At 68.7% G+C, this 19,050-nt stretch carries 11 protein-coding genes; 4 read left to right on the top strand and 7 right to left on the bottom strand.

Annotated features, from left to right (window positions below; all coding sequences use genetic code 11):
- Position 1: 1 nt before the first annotated feature.
- Genes Adu01nite_RS13190 through Adu01nite_RS13165 form a run of 6 tightly spaced genes read right to left on the bottom strand, consistent with a single transcriptional unit; the run spans position 2 to position 13,401 of the window.
- On the bottom strand, positions 2–3,007 hold the full coding sequence (locus Adu01nite_RS13190) for a family 43 glycosylhydrolase (protein WP_239132360.1): 3,006 nt from the start codon (positions 3,005–3,007) through the stop codon (positions 2–4).
- A 14-nt stretch (positions 3,008–3,021) separates the two neighbouring features.
- The gene (locus Adu01nite_RS13185; RefSeq protein WP_203726907.1) at positions 3,022–8,502 is read right to left on the bottom strand and encodes an OmpL47-type beta-barrel domain-containing protein; all 5,481 of its coding nucleotides are present in this window, start codon (positions 8,500–8,502) and stop codon (positions 3,022–3,024) included.
- 3 nt (positions 8,503–8,505) lie between these two features.
- Positions 8,506–10,377 carry a glycoside hydrolase family 127 protein gene (locus Adu01nite_RS13180; protein ID WP_239132359.1) on the bottom strand — a complete coding sequence of 624 codons (1,872 nt, stop codon included), beginning with the start codon at positions 10,375–10,377 and terminating at the stop codon, positions 8,506–8,508.
- Between the two features lie 5 nt (positions 10,378–10,382).
- Positions 10,383–11,189 (bottom strand): carbohydrate ABC transporter permease, encoded by an 807-nt coding sequence (locus Adu01nite_RS13175; RefSeq protein WP_203726905.1) that lies wholly within the window; start codon positions 11,187–11,189, stop codon positions 10,383–10,385.
- The gene (locus tag Adu01nite_RS13170; RefSeq protein WP_239132358.1) at positions 11,189–12,088 is read right to left on the bottom strand and encodes a carbohydrate ABC transporter permease; all 900 of its coding nucleotides are present in this window, start codon (positions 12,086–12,088) and stop codon (positions 11,189–11,191) included. Before Adu01nite_RS13170 ends, Adu01nite_RS13175 begins: the two co-directional genes overlap by 1 nt.
- A 2-nt stretch (positions 12,089–12,090) precedes the next feature.
- Positions 12,091–13,401: an ABC transporter substrate-binding protein gene (locus tag Adu01nite_RS13165; RefSeq protein WP_239132357.1), complete on the bottom strand. Its 1,311-nt coding sequence runs from the start codon at positions 13,399–13,401 to the stop codon at positions 12,091–12,093.
- Positions 13,402–13,605: 204 nt separating this feature from the next.
- On the opposite strand from Adu01nite_RS13165, the gene Adu01nite_RS13160 reads away from it, so the two are divergent.
- The 3 genes from Adu01nite_RS13160 (at position 13,606) to Adu01nite_RS13150 (ending at position 18,148) form a co-directional block, all read left to right on the top strand.
- On the top strand, positions 13,606–14,613 hold the full coding sequence (locus Adu01nite_RS13160; RefSeq protein WP_203727040.1) for a LacI family DNA-binding transcriptional regulator: 1,008 nt from the start codon (positions 13,606–13,608) through the stop codon (positions 14,611–14,613).
- Positions 14,614–14,858: 245 nt separating this feature from the next.
- A complete protein-coding gene (locus tag Adu01nite_RS13155; RefSeq protein WP_239132355.1) occupies positions 14,859–15,815 on the top strand; it encodes an ABC transporter substrate-binding protein in 957 nt (318 codons plus the stop codon).
- Positions 15,816–16,015: 200 nt separating this feature from the next.
- Positions 16,016–18,148 (top strand): transglycosylase domain-containing protein, encoded by a 2,133-nt coding sequence (locus Adu01nite_RS13150; protein WP_203726902.1) that lies wholly within the window; start codon positions 16,016–16,018, stop codon positions 18,146–18,148.
- 19 nt (positions 18,149–18,167) lie between these two features.
- On the opposite strand, the gene Adu01nite_RS13145 is transcribed toward Adu01nite_RS13150, so the two are convergent.
- Positions 18,168–18,410 carry a hypothetical protein gene (locus Adu01nite_RS13145; RefSeq protein WP_203726901.1) on the bottom strand — a complete coding sequence of 81 codons (243 nt, stop codon included), beginning with the start codon at positions 18,408–18,410 and terminating at the stop codon, positions 18,168–18,170.
- A 103-nt stretch (positions 18,411–18,513) separates the two neighbouring features.
- On the opposite strand from Adu01nite_RS13145, the gene Adu01nite_RS13140 reads away from it, so the two are divergent.
- Positions 18,514–19,044: a peptidase M23 gene (locus tag Adu01nite_RS13140; protein WP_203726900.1), complete on the top strand. Its 531-nt coding sequence runs from the start codon at positions 18,514–18,516 to the stop codon at positions 19,042–19,044.
- Positions 19,045–19,050: the final 6 nt, after the last annotated feature.

Genomic DNA, 19,050 nt, shown 5'->3' with positions numbered 1-19,050 from the left:
ATCAGTTGCAGGTAAGAGCGCTGTGGGGGGCGTTGATGGTGGTCCCGGAGGTGGTCACGGTGGCGGTGCCGGCCGGGATCGCGGCGCTGCGCACCGCAAAGGACTGATAGGCGTCGGCGGTCACCAGGGCGAAAACCTTGCTTCCGTACGCGGTTTCGATCGTGATGTCCACGGCGGAGGAGCCCGCGTTGTGGGCGTTGACCGCGAGGTATGCCTTGCCGGCGATGCACCGGGGCGCCGCCGTCGCGGTGACCGCGGGTGCGGCCTGCTCGTCGGCGAACGCCCGCCACTCGGTGACGGCCACCGCCGAGTAGGTGGTGCCGTTGGAGTTGGCGTTGATGGTGGCCCGCAGCCGGGAGGTGGTGACCGGCGTGAACGTGACCGTGTTGAACGCGGTCGAGCTGGTTCCGTAGCCCGAGGGGGAAAGAACGTCCTGCCAGGCGGCGCCGTCCCAGTACTGGAGTTTCCAGCCGTCCGGCTCGGCCACCCCGTCGCCGGTGCCCTTGGCCGAGTCGCGCCAGAACTTGAGCTCGGCCCCGGTGAAGCGGATCGGCCGGGCCCAGTCGTACTGGATCCACTGGGTGGCCGGCCGGGTCCCGGACCAGGTGCCCCAGATCTGGGCCTGCCCCGGGTTGGCCACGTCGGCGTTGTCGTTGAGCGCACCGACGCTGTTCCAGCCGGCCGTGTAGGACGCGGTCGGCACCGCGATCGGCCCGACGTTGCCGGACAGCGGCGCGGACAGGTCGGCCGGGATGGTCGCCGTCCTGGCGGTCTCCAGGTTGCCGGCGTTGTCGGTGGCCCGGAACGACACCGTGTGCTTGCTCGCGTCGGGCGCCGCGATCGGCCCGGCGTAAGCGGCCCAGGCGCCGGTGTCGATCGCATATTCGATCCGCGCGACACCGGAGGTGGCGTCGGTGGCCGTGACGGTCACGGCCCGATCGGCAACGGTCCCGGTGCTGACCGGCACGGCCGCGTCGATCTTCACCGGCAGACTGGCCGCGGCCGACCTGTTGCCGGCCCGGTCGGTCGCGGTCGCGGTGACGGTGTGCTGCCCGTCGCCGGTGACGGTGACGTCGGCGTAGCGAACCGAGTCGACCGCGACAGCAGCCCCGCCGTCGACGACGGTGGAGATGGTCATCCGGCCACCGCGATCGTCCACGCCGGCGGCCCGCACCTTGACCGACGACCGGTACCAGCCGTTGGTCCCGGCACTGCCGCTCGGCGTGAGCGTCAGCGTCGGCGCGGTCACGTCACCCTCGGTGTCACCGGGAGAGATGACCGTGACGGTCGCGGTGACCTTCCCGGCCGCGTAGCCGAGCACGTCCCCCGCCACCGGGAACGTCCCCGGCTCGGCGGTGGTGACCGGATCCCAGTAGACCGGCACCTGCAGGGTCTCGGTGCCGAACGTGACCGGCACCGTGCCGGGCAGCTCGGTCTCCCCCGTCTCCACCACCAGGGCGGGCGCGGCCACGGAAGCGGGCTGGGCGGCCAGGATCTTCCACTCCTCGACCGCGACGGCCGAGTAGGTGCTGCCGTTTGTCGACGCGTCGAAGGTCGCCCGCACCTGGGTGGTGGTGACCGCGTCGAAGGTGGTGTTCTGGAAGCCGGCGGTGCCGGTCGGATAGCCGCTCGGGTTGGGCACGTCGGCCCACTGCGCGGTGGCCGAATTCCAGTACTGGATCTTCCACTTGGCCGGGGCGGCCACCCCGACGCCGGTGCCCTGGGCCTGGTCGTTCCAGAAGTCGATCTGCGAACCGGCGATCCGCATCGGCTGGTCCCAGGTGTACTGCACCCACTGCTGCGGCGGGTTGCTGCCGGTCCAGGTGCCCCACATGTCCGGCGGCAGCGGGTTGCCCCGGACGATCTCGTCGTTGAGCGCCTTCACCCAGTACTGCGTCGGCACCGGATCGTTGGCGACGGTGACCTTGGCCTCTTGGGCGATGTTGGCGCGCGGCGTGCGATCGCGCTGCTTGACCGGCGTCTGGACGACAGGCTTCATCCGCGGCGGGGAGAGGGTGTCGTCCCACTCCACCTTGTCGATCGCGACCGACCGCCGGAAGTGCCCGCCACCAGCGGCATCGGCGGTGTGATACGCGATGTACCACTGTCCTTTGTACTGGATGATGCCCGGGTGCGACGTGGTCGACGAGACCGGCGTGAGCACGGTTCCGCGATAGGTCCACGGCCCTTCCGGCGACGACGCGGTCGCATAGGCGATGCAGGCGTGGTAGTTGGCGGGCGTACACGCGGAGGTCGGGCCGGCGTTGTTCCCGGCGTACGCAAGGTAATAGGTGTTGTTTCGTTCGAAGATCCACGGAGCCTCGAAGAAGCCGGTCAGCCCGGTGATCGACTTCTGGGTGCCGACCGGTGTCCTCATGTCCGGCTGGTATTCGAGCCAGCGCAGCTGACCGAAGGTTCCCCAGTAGACGAACACGCGGTTGCCGGAGACCAGGATGGTCGGGTCGATGTTCTGGATGTCGTTGGTGCTCGGCACGCGTTGCGAGATCAGCGGCCCGCCGAGGTAGTCGGTCCACGGTCCGGTCGGGCTGTCCGAGACGGCCAGGCCGATGGCGAACTTGTCGGCCGCGGTGGAGACCCGCTCGCTGACCGGCAGATACCAGAAGTAGCGGCCGTCCGGGCCCTGCACGACCTGCCCGGCGTAGGCGCGACCGGCGGTGGCCCAGCTGAACAGCGTCTCCGGCCGGGCGAGGGACGGATAGTGGGTCCAGGTGCCGGCGGCGACGTCCGAGGTGCGGAAGGCGCCCCACTCGTTCATCTGGAAGTCGTTGGTGGTCGGGCCGGCCTCGTCGTGGCCGGTGTAGATGTACAGCTGATCGCCGGCGACCAGCGGCGCCGGGTCGGCCGAGTAGTAGGTGCCGTCGGCGAGGATCGGGTTGCCGGCGTGGGTGAACGTGTACGGGTCGGCGGCCAGGGCGGCCGTGGCGGGAGCGATGAGCATCCCGGCCACGACCATCCCCGCGACCGCCGCGATACGCAGCAGTCTCACGGTGCGTCTCCTGTTTATCCGCAGCTGGCGGCGCCGTAGGGCGCCTGGATCTCGGTGGTGACCGCCCCGCCGGTGACCTTCACGGTCGCGGTACCGGCGGCCACGATCGCGGCCCGCGAGTTGAACTGCTGATAAGCGGTCTTGCCAGGGACAACCCCGACAACCTTCTTCGAGCCGTACGGCGTGACCAGCTCGATGTCCAGCGACACCGAGTCCGCATTGACCGCATTGACCGCGACGTAGACCTTGCCGCCGACACACTGGGTCTTGGCCTGAACCTGCACGTCAAACTGCGGGTCCGGAGTGCCCGGGACGTCGTAGACCTCCCACTCCTGCACACCGGGCGAGACCTCGCCGGAGGCAAGCAGTGCCCGCAGCTTGGTGGTGGTCACCTTGCCGAAGGTCACCGTGTTCCAGCCGGTGGCCGAGGTGCCGTAGGCGGACGGATTCTGAACGTCCTGGAAAGCCGCGCCGTCCCAGTACTGGATCTTCCAGGACGCCGGCGGGGCAACACCGGCCCCGGATTCGTCGACGTCGTGGGTGAACCAGATCCGGCTGTGGTCGACCGTGACCGGCGAACTCCAGTCGAGCTGGATCCACTGCTCGCCGACCTGCGGCCAGGTGTTCCAGACGTCGGTGTTCGGCCCGACCGGCCCGCTCGGCTGCACCCCGTCGGCGATGTTGTCGGCGGTGACCCAGCCCGGCGTGTACGACGCGGACGCCGTCCCGGTACGGGCCACGTTGACCGGCGCCGGCCCGGCCGCGACCTCGAGGGTCCCGACCGCGGACGTGTTGCTCGCCTTGTCGACCGCCCGGTAGTCGACGGTGGTGGCCGACGACCCGATCGGCACCGGGCCACTGGCCGTGGTCCAGTCCTGGGTGACGACCCCGCCGACGGTGAGCCGATATTGCACCGAGGAGATCCCGGATCCGGTGTCGGCGCCGGTGACGGTCACCGCGCGGGCGGCCGCGTCCAGCGCCGCCGTGGCGGTGGGCACGGTCTTGTCGATGCCGACGTCGACCGACGTGACCGGCGAGACGTTGCCGGCCTTGTCGGTGGCCCGCGCCTTCACGCTGGTCGAGCCCTCGGCGCTGACCGTGATCGGCGCCGTGTAGGCCGCGAAGGCCCCCGACCCCACCGCGACCTGGATGGACGGGTGGTCGTCCTGGTTGTCGGTCGCGGTGGCGGTCACCGTGACGTCGGTGTTCGCCCAGCCGGCCGGCAGCGCCGGGTTGGTGGTGAGCAGAGCGATCGGGGCGACCTCGTCCTTCGACCCGCCGTCCCCGACCACCACGGTCGCGGTGGCGGTCTTGTCGGTGCCGGCCACCTGGCCGGTCACGTCGAAGGTCCGCGCCGACGCGTACGACGCCGGGTCGATCGCGGCCCAGGTGACGCCGATGCCGCTCTGCCGCGAGCCGTCGTTGTAGCCGACCGTCACCCCGGCCGGCAGCGTTGGCGCGACGCCGACCTTCGTGGTCACGGTGACCGGGTCGACCGTGTTGATCTGCACCGGATCGCTGCCGCGCACCCACACATGGGCGGTGGCGTTGAGGGTGGTGCCGGCGACGAACCCGGAGACCGTGAAGTCGCCGACCGCGGCCAGCTTGGCCGGGTCGATCGAGCCCCAGGCCACCGCGACCGGCAGCCTGCTGCCGTCCGCGTAGGTGACGTCCACCGTGGCCGGCAGCGCCGGCGCGACGCCGACCGGGGTGCGCGCGTCCACGCCCTGGATCGAGCTGGCGGCGGCCGCGAGGACCCGCCATTCGGAGACCCCGACCGCGGAGTACGCCGTACCCGCCGCATTGGGCAAGGCGTTGAAGGTGGCCCGCAACCGGGTCGTGGTGACCGGGTCGAACGACACGTTGTTGGTGCTCCCACGCACCGCCGGGTCGAATCCGGTAGCCCCGGTCACGTCCTTGAACGCGGTCCCGTCCCAGTACTGCAATTTCCAGGACTTGGGTACGGCCACCCCGCTGCCGCCGGTGGTGGAGTCCGACCAGAAGTCGATCGACGCCTTGTTGACCCGCACCGACGACGGGAAGTCGTACTGCAGCCAGCGGGTGGCCGGCTCGCTGCCGGTCCAGGTGCCCCACAGGTCGGTCTGCGCGCCGCCGGTGAACAGGGCCGGTTTGCCGTCGTTGACCGCCGTGACCGAGTTCCAGCCGGCCGTGAAGCTCGCCGACGGGGTCGCGGTCGACGCGACGTTGATCTCGCCCTCGCTGAGCGCGGTCGCCTGCACGACGACGTCCTTGACGGCGGTGGCGGTGCCGTTGCTGACGGTCAGCCGCAGCGTGTAGCGGCCGGACCTGGTGAACCGGGCCACGGTGCTGGCCGCGGTGGCCGGGTCGAACGCGGCCGACCCGCCGTCCGGCGCGTCCACCACGGTCCACGCCGAGGTGAGCGCGGTGCCCGGGTCGCCGTCGTCCTGGGCGAGCCCGATGATCCGGGCCGAGCCGGCCTGGCTGTAGGAGGAGTCCAGCCACGCGTCGGCGAGCGGCGGGGCGTTGACCGCGGCCGGGGCGGCGACGCCGCTGTCGTAGGCCTGGACCTCCTTGATGCCGGTCTTCGAACCGGGCGCGTGCTGCACGGTGACGCGCAGCTTGCTCGCCTCGACCGACGGGAACCGGACCTGGTTGAGGTTGCCCTGCGGGTAGGCCGGTGACCGGGTCTGGCTCGGCACGGTCTTCCAGCCGTCGCCGTTGTCGTACTGGACGATGAACTGGGCCGGGGCCGAGTATCCGGCGACGGTCGCGGACGTCGACGACTTGTAGAAGTACACGCGGACGTCGTCGATCTTGCGAGAAGAGCCCAGGTCGATGTCGAGGGAGTCGGACGCGTTCGGCGATCCGGCCGTGCCCCAGAACGGCTCGTTGACGGTGGTGCCGTCGACCGCACCGGCCGGGCCGCGACCCGACGCGGAGAACGTCGCGGTGGCGGTCTTCCCGGCGGCCACGTTCGGCTTGCCGGTGCTGGCCGGGTTGATGTCGGCGCCGGCCTTGGCCATCACGTCGACGATCCGGGCGTCGGCCGGGAACCGCACGTCCTGCGGCGCCTGCAGGTCCCTCTGAGTGTGGGAAAGGATCGTGACGCCGGAAGCCGCGTCAACGGTGCCGGTGGCCGGGTCGTACACGATCTTGCCCAGCTTGTCGGCGGTGAAGGCCAGCCGGCCGTCGAGGTAGACCGAGTAGCCCTCGGGGACGTCGGCGCCGTAGTACTTCGTGCCGCCCGGCGCATCCCAGACGACCGAGAGGTCCTTGTCGCGGTAGCGGATGTTGTTGGCGGTGAAGTGGTCCCAGCCGATGTCGATCGGGTCGAGCTCCACCTTCGCGTCGTCGCGGGGGCGCAGACCCATCGCGTCCTCGATGACGGTGAAGTTGGTGGCACCGAGGATCGTGTGGTGGATCCACGACCGGTAGTTGATCGCGCCGCCGCCCGCGGTCGTGCCGTCCGCCCAGAACTCGTTCTGGTCCGGGTAGCGGTTGTCACCGTTCTGGTAGTGCGCAAAGGCATTCCAGTAGAGGAGCTTCTTGTACCACTCGGCATTGAGGTACGGCGAAGGATAATTACGCAGCACCGAGCTGAGCATCCGGAACGTCACGGTCGAGTTGATCACCGAGAAGTTGTTGCTGCCCGGGTCGCCGGCCGCCGCGGCCGCCGCCTTGTCGGCCTGGTTGGCGGTGGTGAACGGGAAGATCGGATACTGCGCGTCGTCGGCGAAAAGGCGCAGGGCTTCGACGTACGGCTGGGTGTAGTCGGCGTCGCCCGGCTTCGGCATCAGCCCGACGGCGTACGGGTAATAGTTGTTGATCTCCTTCCACGGCACCTTCTCGTTGCCGTTGACCAGGCTGTGCTTGAGCAGGTTGCCCTTGAGGCCCATCACGTCCGGCGTGGACTGGGCCGGCTCCCACAGGTATTGCAGGACGGCCGCCTTGATCCGCGCGGCGAACTGCTCCATCTTGTCGGCCTTGGCGGTGTTGCCGGTCAGACGATAGGCAGCGGCCGATGCCGTCGCGTTCGAGTACAGGTAGGCGTTCTCGGCGCGGTCCATGTTGCCGGACTTCCAGTCGAACGACACCGCGTCGGCGTCGTTGCCGGTCATCGCGCCCCAGTTGTACTCGATGAGCCCGTTGCCGTTGGTGTCGTACGCCTGTTGAAGGCCTTTGACATCGTTTTCGGCGTACTTCGCAAGGTTGCCGGCGATGGCCGAAGGCCCGCCGTGCAGTTGGTAGGAGCGCCAGGCCGCCTCGGAGATGTACTCGGTGTAGCTGTTCGACCAGTTGGCCGGATCGCCCGGGTTGTCGACGTACTTCGAGCTCTTGGCGACCTCACCGGCGGAGACCCACGGACCGTACGAGTAGACCGGGTCGCGGAAATACTTGAGGTCGTCGACGAACATGCCGACGGTCAGCACGATCGCGTTGTTGTAGCCGAGCACGCCCTCCATCGACGTCGGGAACTGGTAGTCGTTGCCCGGCAGATCGGCGTCGAGGAAGTTGTACCGCATCAGCCACCAGCGGTAGAACAGCGTCTTGTCGATGTTGTTGTCGGGCGTGTCCAGGTAGGGCACGTTGTCGGCCCACCATTTGTTGTAGGCCGTGACGTGGTCGGTGTAGGCCGCGGCCGGCGTCTTTCCTTTCACCGCCGCGTATTCGGCCGTCGAACCCGGCTGCTCCTTGGTGATGAAACCCAGCTGCAGCTTCGTCTTCACGGCACCGCTGGCCGGCACCGCGACGGTCTGTTTGAGGGTGCCGTCGACCGGCGCGAAGCCGTCGCCGGAGAACCGCGGGAAGATCGTGGTCAGCTTGTTGAACGCGATCGCCGACCCGGTCAGCTCGCCGCTGTCGTCGGCGATCGTCTTGGCGAAGGCCGAGGTCGCGGTCAGCACCACGTTCTTGGCGGAGCCGTTGGTGCTGGACACGTCGAGGTCGGTCACCGCGACGTTGGCGTCGGTGATGAACTTGGTCTCGACGATCCGCACGCCGGCCGCGGTGTTGTTGAAGACCCCGCGGAAGTAGCTGGGCGTCTGCTTACGCGACGCGGTGTCCTCGGTCAGCGTCACGTCGGCGCCGTTGACCGAGGCGGTCACGGTGTAGGCGCCCTGGCCACCGGCGATCGACTCGATGTAGGCGACCTCGCCGCCGAACCCGAGCACGCCCGGCGAGTGCGTCTTCATGAAGACGGCCCGGCCGCGGCTGAACAGGTACTGGTTGGCGTCGCCGTTCGACCCGCCCGGCAGGTTCCCGGTGCGGGCCAGCATCCGGTCGAACCAGAAGTCCTTGTCGGCGCTCGATCCGGCACCGGCCGCGACGTCGGCGTCGTAGATGGCCTGGAGCTGATTGCGGACGTGGTAGCTCGTACCTTCGGCGGGCACCGGGTCGGCGTCGCCCTTGAAGGTCGGGTACGGGGTGTCGGCGGTGGGGGCGGCCTGGGCCGCACTCGGCAGCAGGAACGTCGCCAGAAGTGCGGCGACGGCCCCGTAGGTGAGGGGTTTCACTACTTACTCGGTCCTTCCGTCGGCAAGGGGAAGCCAGACGCGCATGGTCGAGGGGCCGCGACGGGCCCAGCGGTGATAAGGACGTAGCGGGATGTCGAGGGTCCCGGCGGTTCTGTGGTCCGGGCCGATGCCGTAGGGCCAGCCGTGGGCCGGCGGCTGGACCGTGTGCCCGGTGACGGTGACGGCACCGTCGCGTTCCTCGGCGTGCGGGAGTACCCGCAGGGCGTTCAGGTCGACGCCCGCGGGCAGGTCGACGGACTCGGCGCAGAGCACGACGGGTCCGCGTTCGACGGCGACACAGCCGCGAATGGCATCGATGCGCGGGTCGGGCGCGGTGATGCGGGGTTGCAGGGGCAGTTCGAGCACGACCACGTCGCCGGTTTCGAAACGGCGGGTCAGATGGGCCCAGCCCGGCACGACGGGCCGGCCGTCGAGGGTGGCGCCGGCGGCCCACTGCGGCACCCGGAGGCTGAGAGTCCACGGGGTGTCCGGGCTCTCCAGGATCCGGACGGCGATACGCCCTTCGTCGGGGTAGTTGGTGTCGATCTCGACGGCGGTGTCCCGGAAGGAGATCGAGGCGGCGGCGTACTGGTGGATCTGGAGTCCGTCGTCGTCGACGGTGGCCAGGTAGGCGGCGAGGCTCGCGTAGGTGCGGGCCAGGTTGGTCGGGCAGCAGGAGACGGCGAACCACGGTGCGCGCAGGCTGGACGCCGCCCGCGGGACCAGCACGTCCGGCGCCGGCTCGGTGCCGGGCACCCGCTGGTGCAGCGTGTTGGTGTAGAAGAAGCCGCGGCCGTCGTCGGCCGGCGAGGTGGCGATGACGTTGAACAGGGTGCGTTCGATCAGGTCGGCGTAGGCCGGATCACCGTGTGCCAGCAGCAGGCGCCAGCTCAGCATCACCGACCCGATCGCCGCGCAGGTCTCCGCGTAGGCCCGGTCCGGCGGCAGCATGAAGTCCTCGCCGAGCGCCTCGTCCTGGTGCCGCGAGCCCATCCCGCCGGTCAGGTGGGTGCGCCGGGCCACCGTCCGGTGCCACTGCCGGGTCACCGCGTCGAGCAGCTCGGTGTCGCCGGTCTCGACGGCCACATCCACCGCCCCCGCGGCGAGGTAGGTGGCCCGGACGGCGTGCCCGCGCAGCACGTCGGCGTCCCGGATCGGCACGTCGTCCTGGTAGTAGGAGCGGCCGAACTCGATGTCGGCGAGCACCTGGTGCCCGCGCCGCTCCACGAACAGCCGGGCCTGGTCGAGGTAGCGGCGCTCGCCGGTGACCCGGTAGAGCTCGGCCAGCGCCGGCTCGATCTCCGGATGTCCGCACACCGAGGTGATCCCGTCCGGCCCGAACATGTCGCAGACGTGGTCGGCGGCCCGCACCGCGATCTGCACGAGGAGATCGGGGCCGGACACCCGGGCCCGGGCCACCGCGGCCTGGATGAGGTGACCGAACGAGTAGAGCTCGTGCCCCCACTCCAGGTCGCTGTAGCGCGGCTGCTGGCCGGGCCGGCCGAAGTTGGTGTTCAGGTAGCCGTCCGCCTCCTGGGCGGCGGCGACCCGGCGCACGATCGCCTGGTAGCGCTCCTCCAGCTCGGCGTCGCCGGTCCGGCCGTACTCCCAGGACATCGCCTCCAGGAGCTTGTAGATCTCGGTGTCGGAGAACTCCCGGCCCCGGCGGTCGCCGGGCAGCCGGCCCTGCGCGGCGGCGTCGAAGTTGCCGAGCCAGCCGGCCTTCTCCAGCCATTGCTCGATGTGCGCGATGGACGCGGTCCGGTTGGTGTCCTGGCGCTGCTGCCAGAAGCCCGGCCGCAGGGTGACCTCGCGCAGGCCGAGCGGACGCAGTCGGCCGGCGCTGGGGGCGGCGGGTGTGGCTGTTGTGATCACGTGTGTCAACCCTTGAGTGCGCCGGACATGAACCCGCGGACGTAGTGCCGCTGGAGGGCGAGGAAGAGCACGATGCAGGGCAGGGCCAGGACGACCACGCCGGCCTCGGTGGCGCCGTAGTCGACGATCCCCATCACCTGCTGGCGCATGTTGGCCACGGCCAGCGGCAGCGGTGCCTTCTCCGAGTCGCTGATCAGCACCAGCGGGGTGATGAAGTCGTTCCAGGCGGCCAGGAAGGCGAACATGCCGACGGTCACCAGCCCCGGCCGCACGGCCGGCAGCAGGATGCGCAGCAGCGCCCGGAAGTTGCCGCAGCCGTCGACCAGCGCCGACTCGCGGAGCTCCGCCGGCACCGACTCGAACGAGATGCGCATCATGAACACCGCGAACGGCAGCTGGAACATGGTGAGCACCAGCGACAGTCCGACCAGCGAGTTCTGCAGGCCGAGGTCGTTGAGCAGGACGTAGAGCGGGATGAGCAGCGTCGCGTACGGCACCATCAGGATCGCCAGGGTCACCAGGAACAGTGCGTTGCGCCCGGGGAACGTGAACATCGCGAACGCGTAGCCGCCGAGGCCCGAGACGATCAGCGTGAACGCGACCGTCATCAGCGACACCGCGGTCGAGTTCAGCAGGTATTGAGTGATGCCGGCCTGATAGTTGGCCAGGGTCTGGTAGTTGCCGAACCCCCAGGTGTGCACCTGGGCGGTGCCGGCCTGCGGGCTGACCGAGGCCACCGCGGCCCAGACGAGCGGAAAGAGGAACAGCAGAGCCAGCGCGCCGGTCAGGACGCGCGAGGGGGTGCGCAGCATCAGTTCTCCTTGCCGCGGAGGCCACGGAACTGAACGACATTGATGATCAGCAGGACGCCCAGCACCAGGACCGACAGCGCAGCCGCCCGGCCGAGGTCGTTACGACCCTGGAAGGCCGAGTTGTAGATCAGCTGGACGATGGTGATGGTGCTGTTGTCCGGCCCGCCCTTGGTCAGGATGTAGAACTGGTCGAACGCCAGCAGCGAGCCGGTGACGCACATGATCGTGCTGAGCGCCAGGGACGGCCGCAGCAGCGGCAGGGTGATCCGGCGGAACGTCTGCCAGCGGTTGGCGCCGTCCAGGGTGGCCGCCTCGTAGACGTCACCGGAGATGCTCTGCAACCCGACCAGCAGCAGGAGCATGTAGAAGCCGGCGTAGCGCCAGACGATCAGCGCCACCGTCGACCAGAGCGCGGACATCGGCGTACCCAGGAAGGAAATGGGTTTGTCGGTGAAACCCAGCAGGGGGCTGCTCTGCGGCGAGTAGAGGGCGTAGAACAGCAGCGAGGCCGAGGCCAGGCCGAGCGCGGACGGGATCAGGAAGGACGTCCGCAGGAAGCCGGTCCAGCGGTTCGACTCCTGCACCAGCAGCGCCAGCCCGAGCGCCAGCGCGAGCAGGATGACCGTGGTGACCACCGTGTATTTCACGGTGAACCAGACGGCCGGCCACAGCAGGTTGTCGTCCATCGCGGACTGGAAGTTCTTACCCGAGTTCCAGCCCTGGTCGCCGGTGAACAGCTTCCAGTCGGAGACCGACATCCGGGCCACGATGCCGATCGGGACGACGAAGAAGATCAGGACGAAGGCGGCGGTGGGAGTGGCGTACCCCCACCCCGCCAGCGACGACGACAAGCGCCGCCGTCGCCGGCCGGGAAGGCTGTGCACCCTTACGGCGGGCACGGTCACTGCTGGCCGAGGACCTGGGTCACGGCCTCGTTGTCCTTGTCCAGGGTGGAGCCGTCGCCGTACACCTGGTTGCGGAAAAGGGTGACCCACGGGCTGCCCGGCGCGTTGAACGCCTGCTGGAAGTTGATCGCCACCGGCGTCTTGCTCTGCGCACTACCGGCGACCTTGTTGATCAGGGCGACCCGCGGGTCCTTGGCCGAGAAGCTGTTGTCGGCGAGGTCGCTGCGCGCCACCGAGGTGTTGTTCGCGGCGAGCACGTCGACCTGGGCCTTCTCCGACATCAGCCAGGCGAGGAAGTTCCAGGCCTGCGACGACTTCTTCGAGTCCTTGGAGACGCCGATGCCGTCGCCGCCGACGAAGGTGGACTCGCCGCCGCTGACGCCGGGCAGCGGAGCGACGCCGACCTTGACCGTCTTGTCGGCGGTGGGCAGCAGGGTCGCCGGGTACGGCATCACGCCGATCTTGCCCTGCTGGAAGGCCGCGACCCAGGTGGCGCCGGTCTCGTCCTTGGAGCCGGCCGCGATCGCGCCGGCCGCCTGCAGGTCCCGCCAGGTCGCGTAGACCTCCTTGGCGGCGGTGCCGTTGAGCAGCGACTTGGTGCCCTCCGGGTTCATCACGTCCGCGCCGCTGGCCCAGACCATCGGGAACCAGGTGAAGACGTTGCAGCCGCCGCAGTTGCCGCCGAAGTAGGTGCCGTTGACGCCCGGCTTGTTGAGCTTCTGGACGGCGAGCGCCTGCTCCTTGAACTCCTTGAGGGTCGTCGGGCCCTTCTCCGGGTCGAGCCCGGCCTCCTTGTACAGATCCTTGTTCCAGAACATCACCGACAGATCGAGGACGAACGGGAGAACGTACTTCTTGTTCTCGTAGGTGCCCGCGGCCAGGTGCGCCTGGTTGATCTTGTCGGCGTACGGCAGCTTGGCGATGCTGTCGGTCAGGTCGGCGAACAGGCCGGCCTTCGCCCAGTTCGGCACGTAGACGATGTCGGCCGCGAACAGGTCGGGCAGCTGACCGCCGCCGGCCGCCGCGCCCACCTTGGCCACGTAGTCGTCATTGGGGACGATGGTGAGCTTCACCTGGTTCTTGTGACCGCTGTTGTACTTGTCGACCAGCGCCTTGGCCTGCAGCTCCAGCGGAGCACGGGTCCACAGGGCCAGCTCCGAGCCGTCGTCCACGCCGTCCACGCCGGCGGCGGCGGGTGCGGCGGTCGAGCCCTTGTCGCTGTCCCCGCCGCAGGCGGCGAGGCCGGTCATGGTCAGGGTTGCCACGGCGATCCCAGCGATCGCCTTCTTCGATATATCCAGCCGCACGATGTCCTCCGAGACCCACCAAAAAAGGTTTTCGTCCCGTTTCGGTCATGACGACATTGCAGGTACTCTCAGCTTCAGAGGGAGCAGCTGCTTGCGTTTCCGGGGGAGTTTGCGGAAGACCGAAAAGGTTTTCAGGAACGTAATACGGAGGAAAAACCGTTGTCAAGAGTCCCCACAGGACGGCAGTCCGATCCGGACGGTCCACTGCCGACCGGCCGGGCAACGCTGCGTGACGTCGCCAAGCTCGCCGGAGTCTCGATCGCCACCGCGTCGAAGGCGCTCAACGACCAGCCGCAGGTCCGCGCCGAGACCCGTGCCAAGGTCATCCGGGCCGCCGAGCAGCTCTCGTTCTCACCCAACACCCTGGCACAGGGTCTGATCACGCAACGTAGTGGCACGGTCGGCCTGCTCACGTCCGACCTCGAAGGACGTTTCTCCATTCCGATCTTGATGGGAGCCGAAGATGCCTTCGGTTCTGACCAAACGTCGGTCTTCCTCTGCGATGCGCGCGGCGATAACCTCCGCGAGCGCCATCACCTGCGCGCGCTGCTGTCCCGGCGGGTCGACGGGTTGATAGTGGTCGGTGCCCGGCCCGACGCGCGGCCGTCGCTCGGCGACCTGCCGGTCCCGGTGATCTACGCGTACGCCCCCTCGGCCGACCCGGCCGACCTGTCCCTGGTCACCGACAACGTCGGCGGCGGGCGAATGGCCGTCGACCACCTGATCCGGCACGGGCGGCGGCGGATCGCGCACATCACCGGGGATCCGTCCTACGGCGCCGCGCAGGATCGGGCCCGGGGTGCGCTCGACCGGCTGGCCGAGGAAGGGCTCCCGCTGGCCGGCGATCAGGTCTGGTTCGGTGCCTGGTCGGAGGCGTGGGGGCGGGGCGCGACCCGGATGCTGCTGCAGCGCGACCCGGACATCGACGCCATCTTCGCGGGCTCCGACGAGATCGCCCGCGGGGTTCTCGACGTGCTGCACCAGGAGAAGCTCGCCGTTCCGACCCAGGTGGCGGTGATCGGCTTCGACAACTGGAACATCCTCGCGGTCAACGCCCGGCCGCCGTTGACCACGATCGACATGAACCTCGAGGAGCTCGGGCGGCTCGCCGCGCAGCGTCTGTTCGCCGCGATCGACGGCACATTGGGCTCCGGCATCGAGACTGTCGGGCCGCGATTGATCACCCGCGAATCGACCGCGCCGCTCGATTGATCTTTCTCGCCGGCTTTCGCGGCTGATCTTTCTTCGCCCCGACATTGCGGTGCCCGTCCGGATATATGCGGACGGGCCGCATCGTTGCGGTCTTGACGCTCCATTGGAGAGCGTTAACATTCCCCCAGTTGCGACTGAAACACCCGGGAAACATGCGGCCACTCCCCCTGACCCCGTTTCCCTATGCGGTGCAGTCCATAAAACGGGGGGCTCCACAAACCATGCTCAGGCCAATTTCTGCCGTATTGACGGTCACGCTGATAGCGACGGCACTGACCGCCTGCGGGAACGATCCGGACGTAAAGCTTCAGCCCGCCCGAAAAGGGCAGATCACCATCGGCTTCTCCCAGATCGGCGAATCGAGCCGGTGGCGGGCCGCGAACTCCCGGTCCATCCAGGACGCGGCCCGCATCCAGAACGTCAAGCTGATCTTCTCGGTGGCCGGGCTCAGTCAGCAGAAACAGATCGCCGACATCGAAGCCTTCATCAGCCAGAAGGTCGACGTCATCGCGTTCTCGCCGGTGGTGGAGGCGGGCTGGGACGAGGTCCTGCAGCACGCCAAGAACGCCGAGATCCCGGTCATCCTGACCGACCGGATGATCGCGACGAGCGATCCGTCGCTCTACACGTCGTCGCTCGGTTCCGATTTCATCAGCGAGGGCATCAGCGCCGCGGTCTGGATGAAGAACGAGTTCCGCACGACACCCGGCCCGGTCAATGTGGTCGAGTTGAGCGGCACGCCCGGTTCGGCGCCCGCGGTGCAGCGCAAGAAGGGCTTCCAGGAGGGCCTGGGCGACGCCAACAAATTCAAGATCATTTCTTCCAGTACGGCGAACTTCTCCCGCGCCGACGGCAAGAAGGTGATGGCCGGACTACTCAAGACGCACGACGACATCGACGTCGTATTCGCCCAGAACGACGACATGGGCCTGGGCGCGATGGCCGCGATCGAGGCGGCCGGCAAGAAACCCGGGAAAGACATCAAGATCGCCAGCATCGACGCCATCCACGACGGCCTGGTAGCCCTGGAGAACGGAAAGATCAATTTCGTGGCCGAATGCAACCCACTGATCGGCCCGCAGTTGATGGACCTGATCCAGGACGTCTTCCTCGGCATCGAGGTGCCCAAGCGGGTGGACACCCGGGAGACGGTCTTCTTCCCGGAGAACGTCAAGCAGTACCTCAACGACCGCGAGTACTGATTGTCCGGTTTGCTGGGATTGCGCGCGGCGGCGGTGACCGGCGAACCGTGGGAATAACCACATCTGTCGGCGTTTGAACGGCGCAACATCGCGCAGTGTTCGCCCCTCGGCCAACCGGCGGTCACGCTCGGTCATGGACGGCCGGTTATCCGCCGACTTCGCCGAAGATCGAATTGATCGGTGCGGCTAGCCTGACCGCCGTGCCCTTTGCTATTCGCCGCCGTGAACGCCACCCGCTGACCAACGTGAGCTCCCTGCTGTTCTGCGGGCTGCTCGCCGGAGTGGTGGTCGCGGCCGCCGCGCTACCGGCCACCGCCCTCTCCGGGCTGGTCGCCAAGGCCGGCGCCGAGGAGTTCGCCAGCCTGCCCAGCGAGCTCACCCAGCAGACGTCGCCGCAGATGAGCCGGGTCTACGCCGCCGACGGCAAGACCCAGATCGCGGTCATGTACGACGAGTTCCGCAGCGACGTCCCGCTCAAGGACATCTCGGTCAACATGCAGCACGCCATCGTCGCGGCCGAGGACCACAAGTTCTACGAGCACCACGGCGTCGACTTCAAGGGCCTGGCCCGCGCGTTCGTCAACAACCAGAACGGCGGCGACCAGCAGGGCGCCTCTACGCTGACCATGCAGGTCGTCCGGATGTCGCTGGCCTACTCGGCGACCAGTGCGGCCGAGGTGGTGGCGGCCACCGCCAAGACGCCCGAGCGCAAGGTCGCCGAGATGAAGTACGCCCTGGAGCTGGAGAAGCAGCTCACCAAGGAGCAGATCCTCGAGCGCTACCTGAACGTGGCACCGTTCGGCAACCGCGCCTACGGCATCTACGCGGCCAGCCAGGTCTACTTCGGCAAGAAGCCCAAGGACCTCGACGTGGCCCAGTCGGCGCTGCTGGCCGGCATGGTCAAGGGCACCACCTACTACGACCCGACCACCACCGACGGCTACCCGCGGGCGAAGCAGCGCCGCGACTACGTGGTCAACGACATGCTGTCGCTCGGCTACGTCACCGCCGACCAGGCCACCAAGGCCAAGGCCGAGGCCATCCCGCACAACACCCGGTCGGTCGGCAACGGCTGCACCGCGGTGTCGCAGAACGAGTGGGGCTTCTTCTGCGACTACTTCCAGCGCTGGTGGCTGGGCCAGTCGGCGTTCGGCGACAACGAGTACGACCGGGAGCGCAAGCTCAAGACCGGCGGCTACAAGATCGTCACCACCCTCGACCTGAAGGCGCAGAAGTCGGCCCGCAAGCGGGTCCTGCAGGAGAGCGGCGACAACTCGGTGAACGCGCTGCTGGTCGCGGCGGTGCAGCCCGGCACCGGCAAGGTGATGGCGCTGGCCGCCAACCGCAAGTTCAAGCTGCCCACCTCGGCGAAGCCCAACCCGCTCTCCTCCGACCCGAAGAAGCGCGAGGCGGGCGTCCGCGCCACCTACCCCAACACCACCAACCCGATCATCACCGGCGGCGGCGACATCCACGGCTACCAGGCCGGCTCGGTGTTCAAGATGTTCACCATGGTCGCGGCACTGGAGGACGGCGTCGGCCTCGACTTCACCATCAACACCGTTCCGAGGTACGTGTCTCCGCTCTACCGGGACTCGGCCGCCCCCGCCGCCTGCAACGGCCACTACTGCCCGTCCAACTCCAGCGCCAAGGAGTTGGGCCCGTACAACATGTGGACCGGTTTTGGGGCCTCGGTCAACACGTACTTCGTGCCGTTGCAGGAGAAGATCGGCGCCGAGAAGGTGGTCGACGTGGCCAAGCGCTTCGGCGTCCAGTTCCGCGAGAAGAACGACAACGACCTGGCCACCCAGTCCGCCCACGACTGGGGCGCGTTCACCCTGGGCGTCTCGGCGTCGACCCCGCTGGACATCGCCAACGCGTACGCGACGCTGGCCGCCGACGGCAAATACTGCGCGCCCACCCCGATCCAGCAGATCACCACGCACGACGGCGAGAAGCTGAAGGTCGGCGCGCCCAGCTGCAAGCAGGCAACGACGGCGGATGTGGCCCGCTCGGCCCTGGACGCGGCCCGCTGCCCGGTCGGCGACTCGGCCCAGCTGGGCAGCTGCGGCGGCACCGGCACGGCGAAGGGCGCGCGCGGCGCGGTCGGCCACCCGATCTTCGGCAAGACCGGCACCACCGACTCGGAGAAGACGGCAGCGCTGGTGGTCGGCACCCAGGACATCGTGGTGGCGGGCTACCTGGTCAACCCCGACTGGCAGGCACACACCGACCACATGAAGCACGACGTGGTCAACCCCGCGGTCTGGAACACGGTCGCCGACTACATGAAGGACAAGCCGGACGAGCAGTTCAAACGCCCCGGCGAATAGTCACCGGCGCCGCCCACGGTCACTCATCCCGCTCGTAACCGTGGGCGGCCAGCACGGCCAGCAGGCGCTGATCCCAGGCGCTCTCGTCGAGTTCGCGCCATCGGTGGTGCTGCGGGCACTCCCAGTTCGGCGCCGGCTCCGGCATGATGCAGCCGCCGAGCGCGAGCTCCCCGCCCTCGGCCGCCGCGACCGCCTCCGGAACGGGCAGACCGAAAAGCAGCGGAACACCCGTGGCGCCGCATTCAGGACAGACTGAGATCACGTTTCGTACGCTACCCGGCCGTTGCTCTTCTCCGGGGTTGCCGACCTGTCGATGTGGACCTGTACCCTTCGCCGGACCCCAAACCCCGGAAGGTACGTTCGTCGTGCGCGCCCTCTTCGTGATCCTCGCTGCCGCGCTGGTCGGCTTCCTCATCAGTCCCCTGCTGAAGGCCGACGCCGCCTGCACCGCAACGCCCGCCGCGGCCGGCTCCGCACCGCCCCGCAACGACTGGAGCGACGAGCAGGTCGCCAACGCGCGCACCATCGTCACCATCGGCAATCAGCGGCGCGTGCCGAAGGAGGGCCAGGTGATCGCGGTAGCCACCGCCATGCAGGAATCCCGCCTGCGCAACCTGAAGGGCGGCGACCGCGACTCCATCGGCCTGTTCCAGCAGCGCCCCAGCAAGGGCTGGGGAACCCTGAAGCAGCTGACCGACCCGGCCTACCAGACCCAGAAGTTCTACGACAAGCTGCTGCGCATCCACAACTGGCAGGACATGCGCCCCACCGAGGCCGCCCAGGCGGTGCAGATCTCCGCCTTCCCCGAGGCGTACGCAAAGCACGTCCCCGCCGCCACCCGCCTGGTCGAATCCTTCAGCGCCAAGGCCGCGGCCACCTGCACGACCGCGACCTGATCCCCC

The organism is Paractinoplanes durhamensis, assembly GCF_016862175.1.
Taxonomy (GTDB): Bacteria; Actinomycetota; Actinomycetes; order Mycobacteriales; family Micromonosporaceae; genus Actinoplanes; species Actinoplanes durhamensis.
This window is presented reverse-complemented; position numbering and strand designations above follow the sequence as displayed.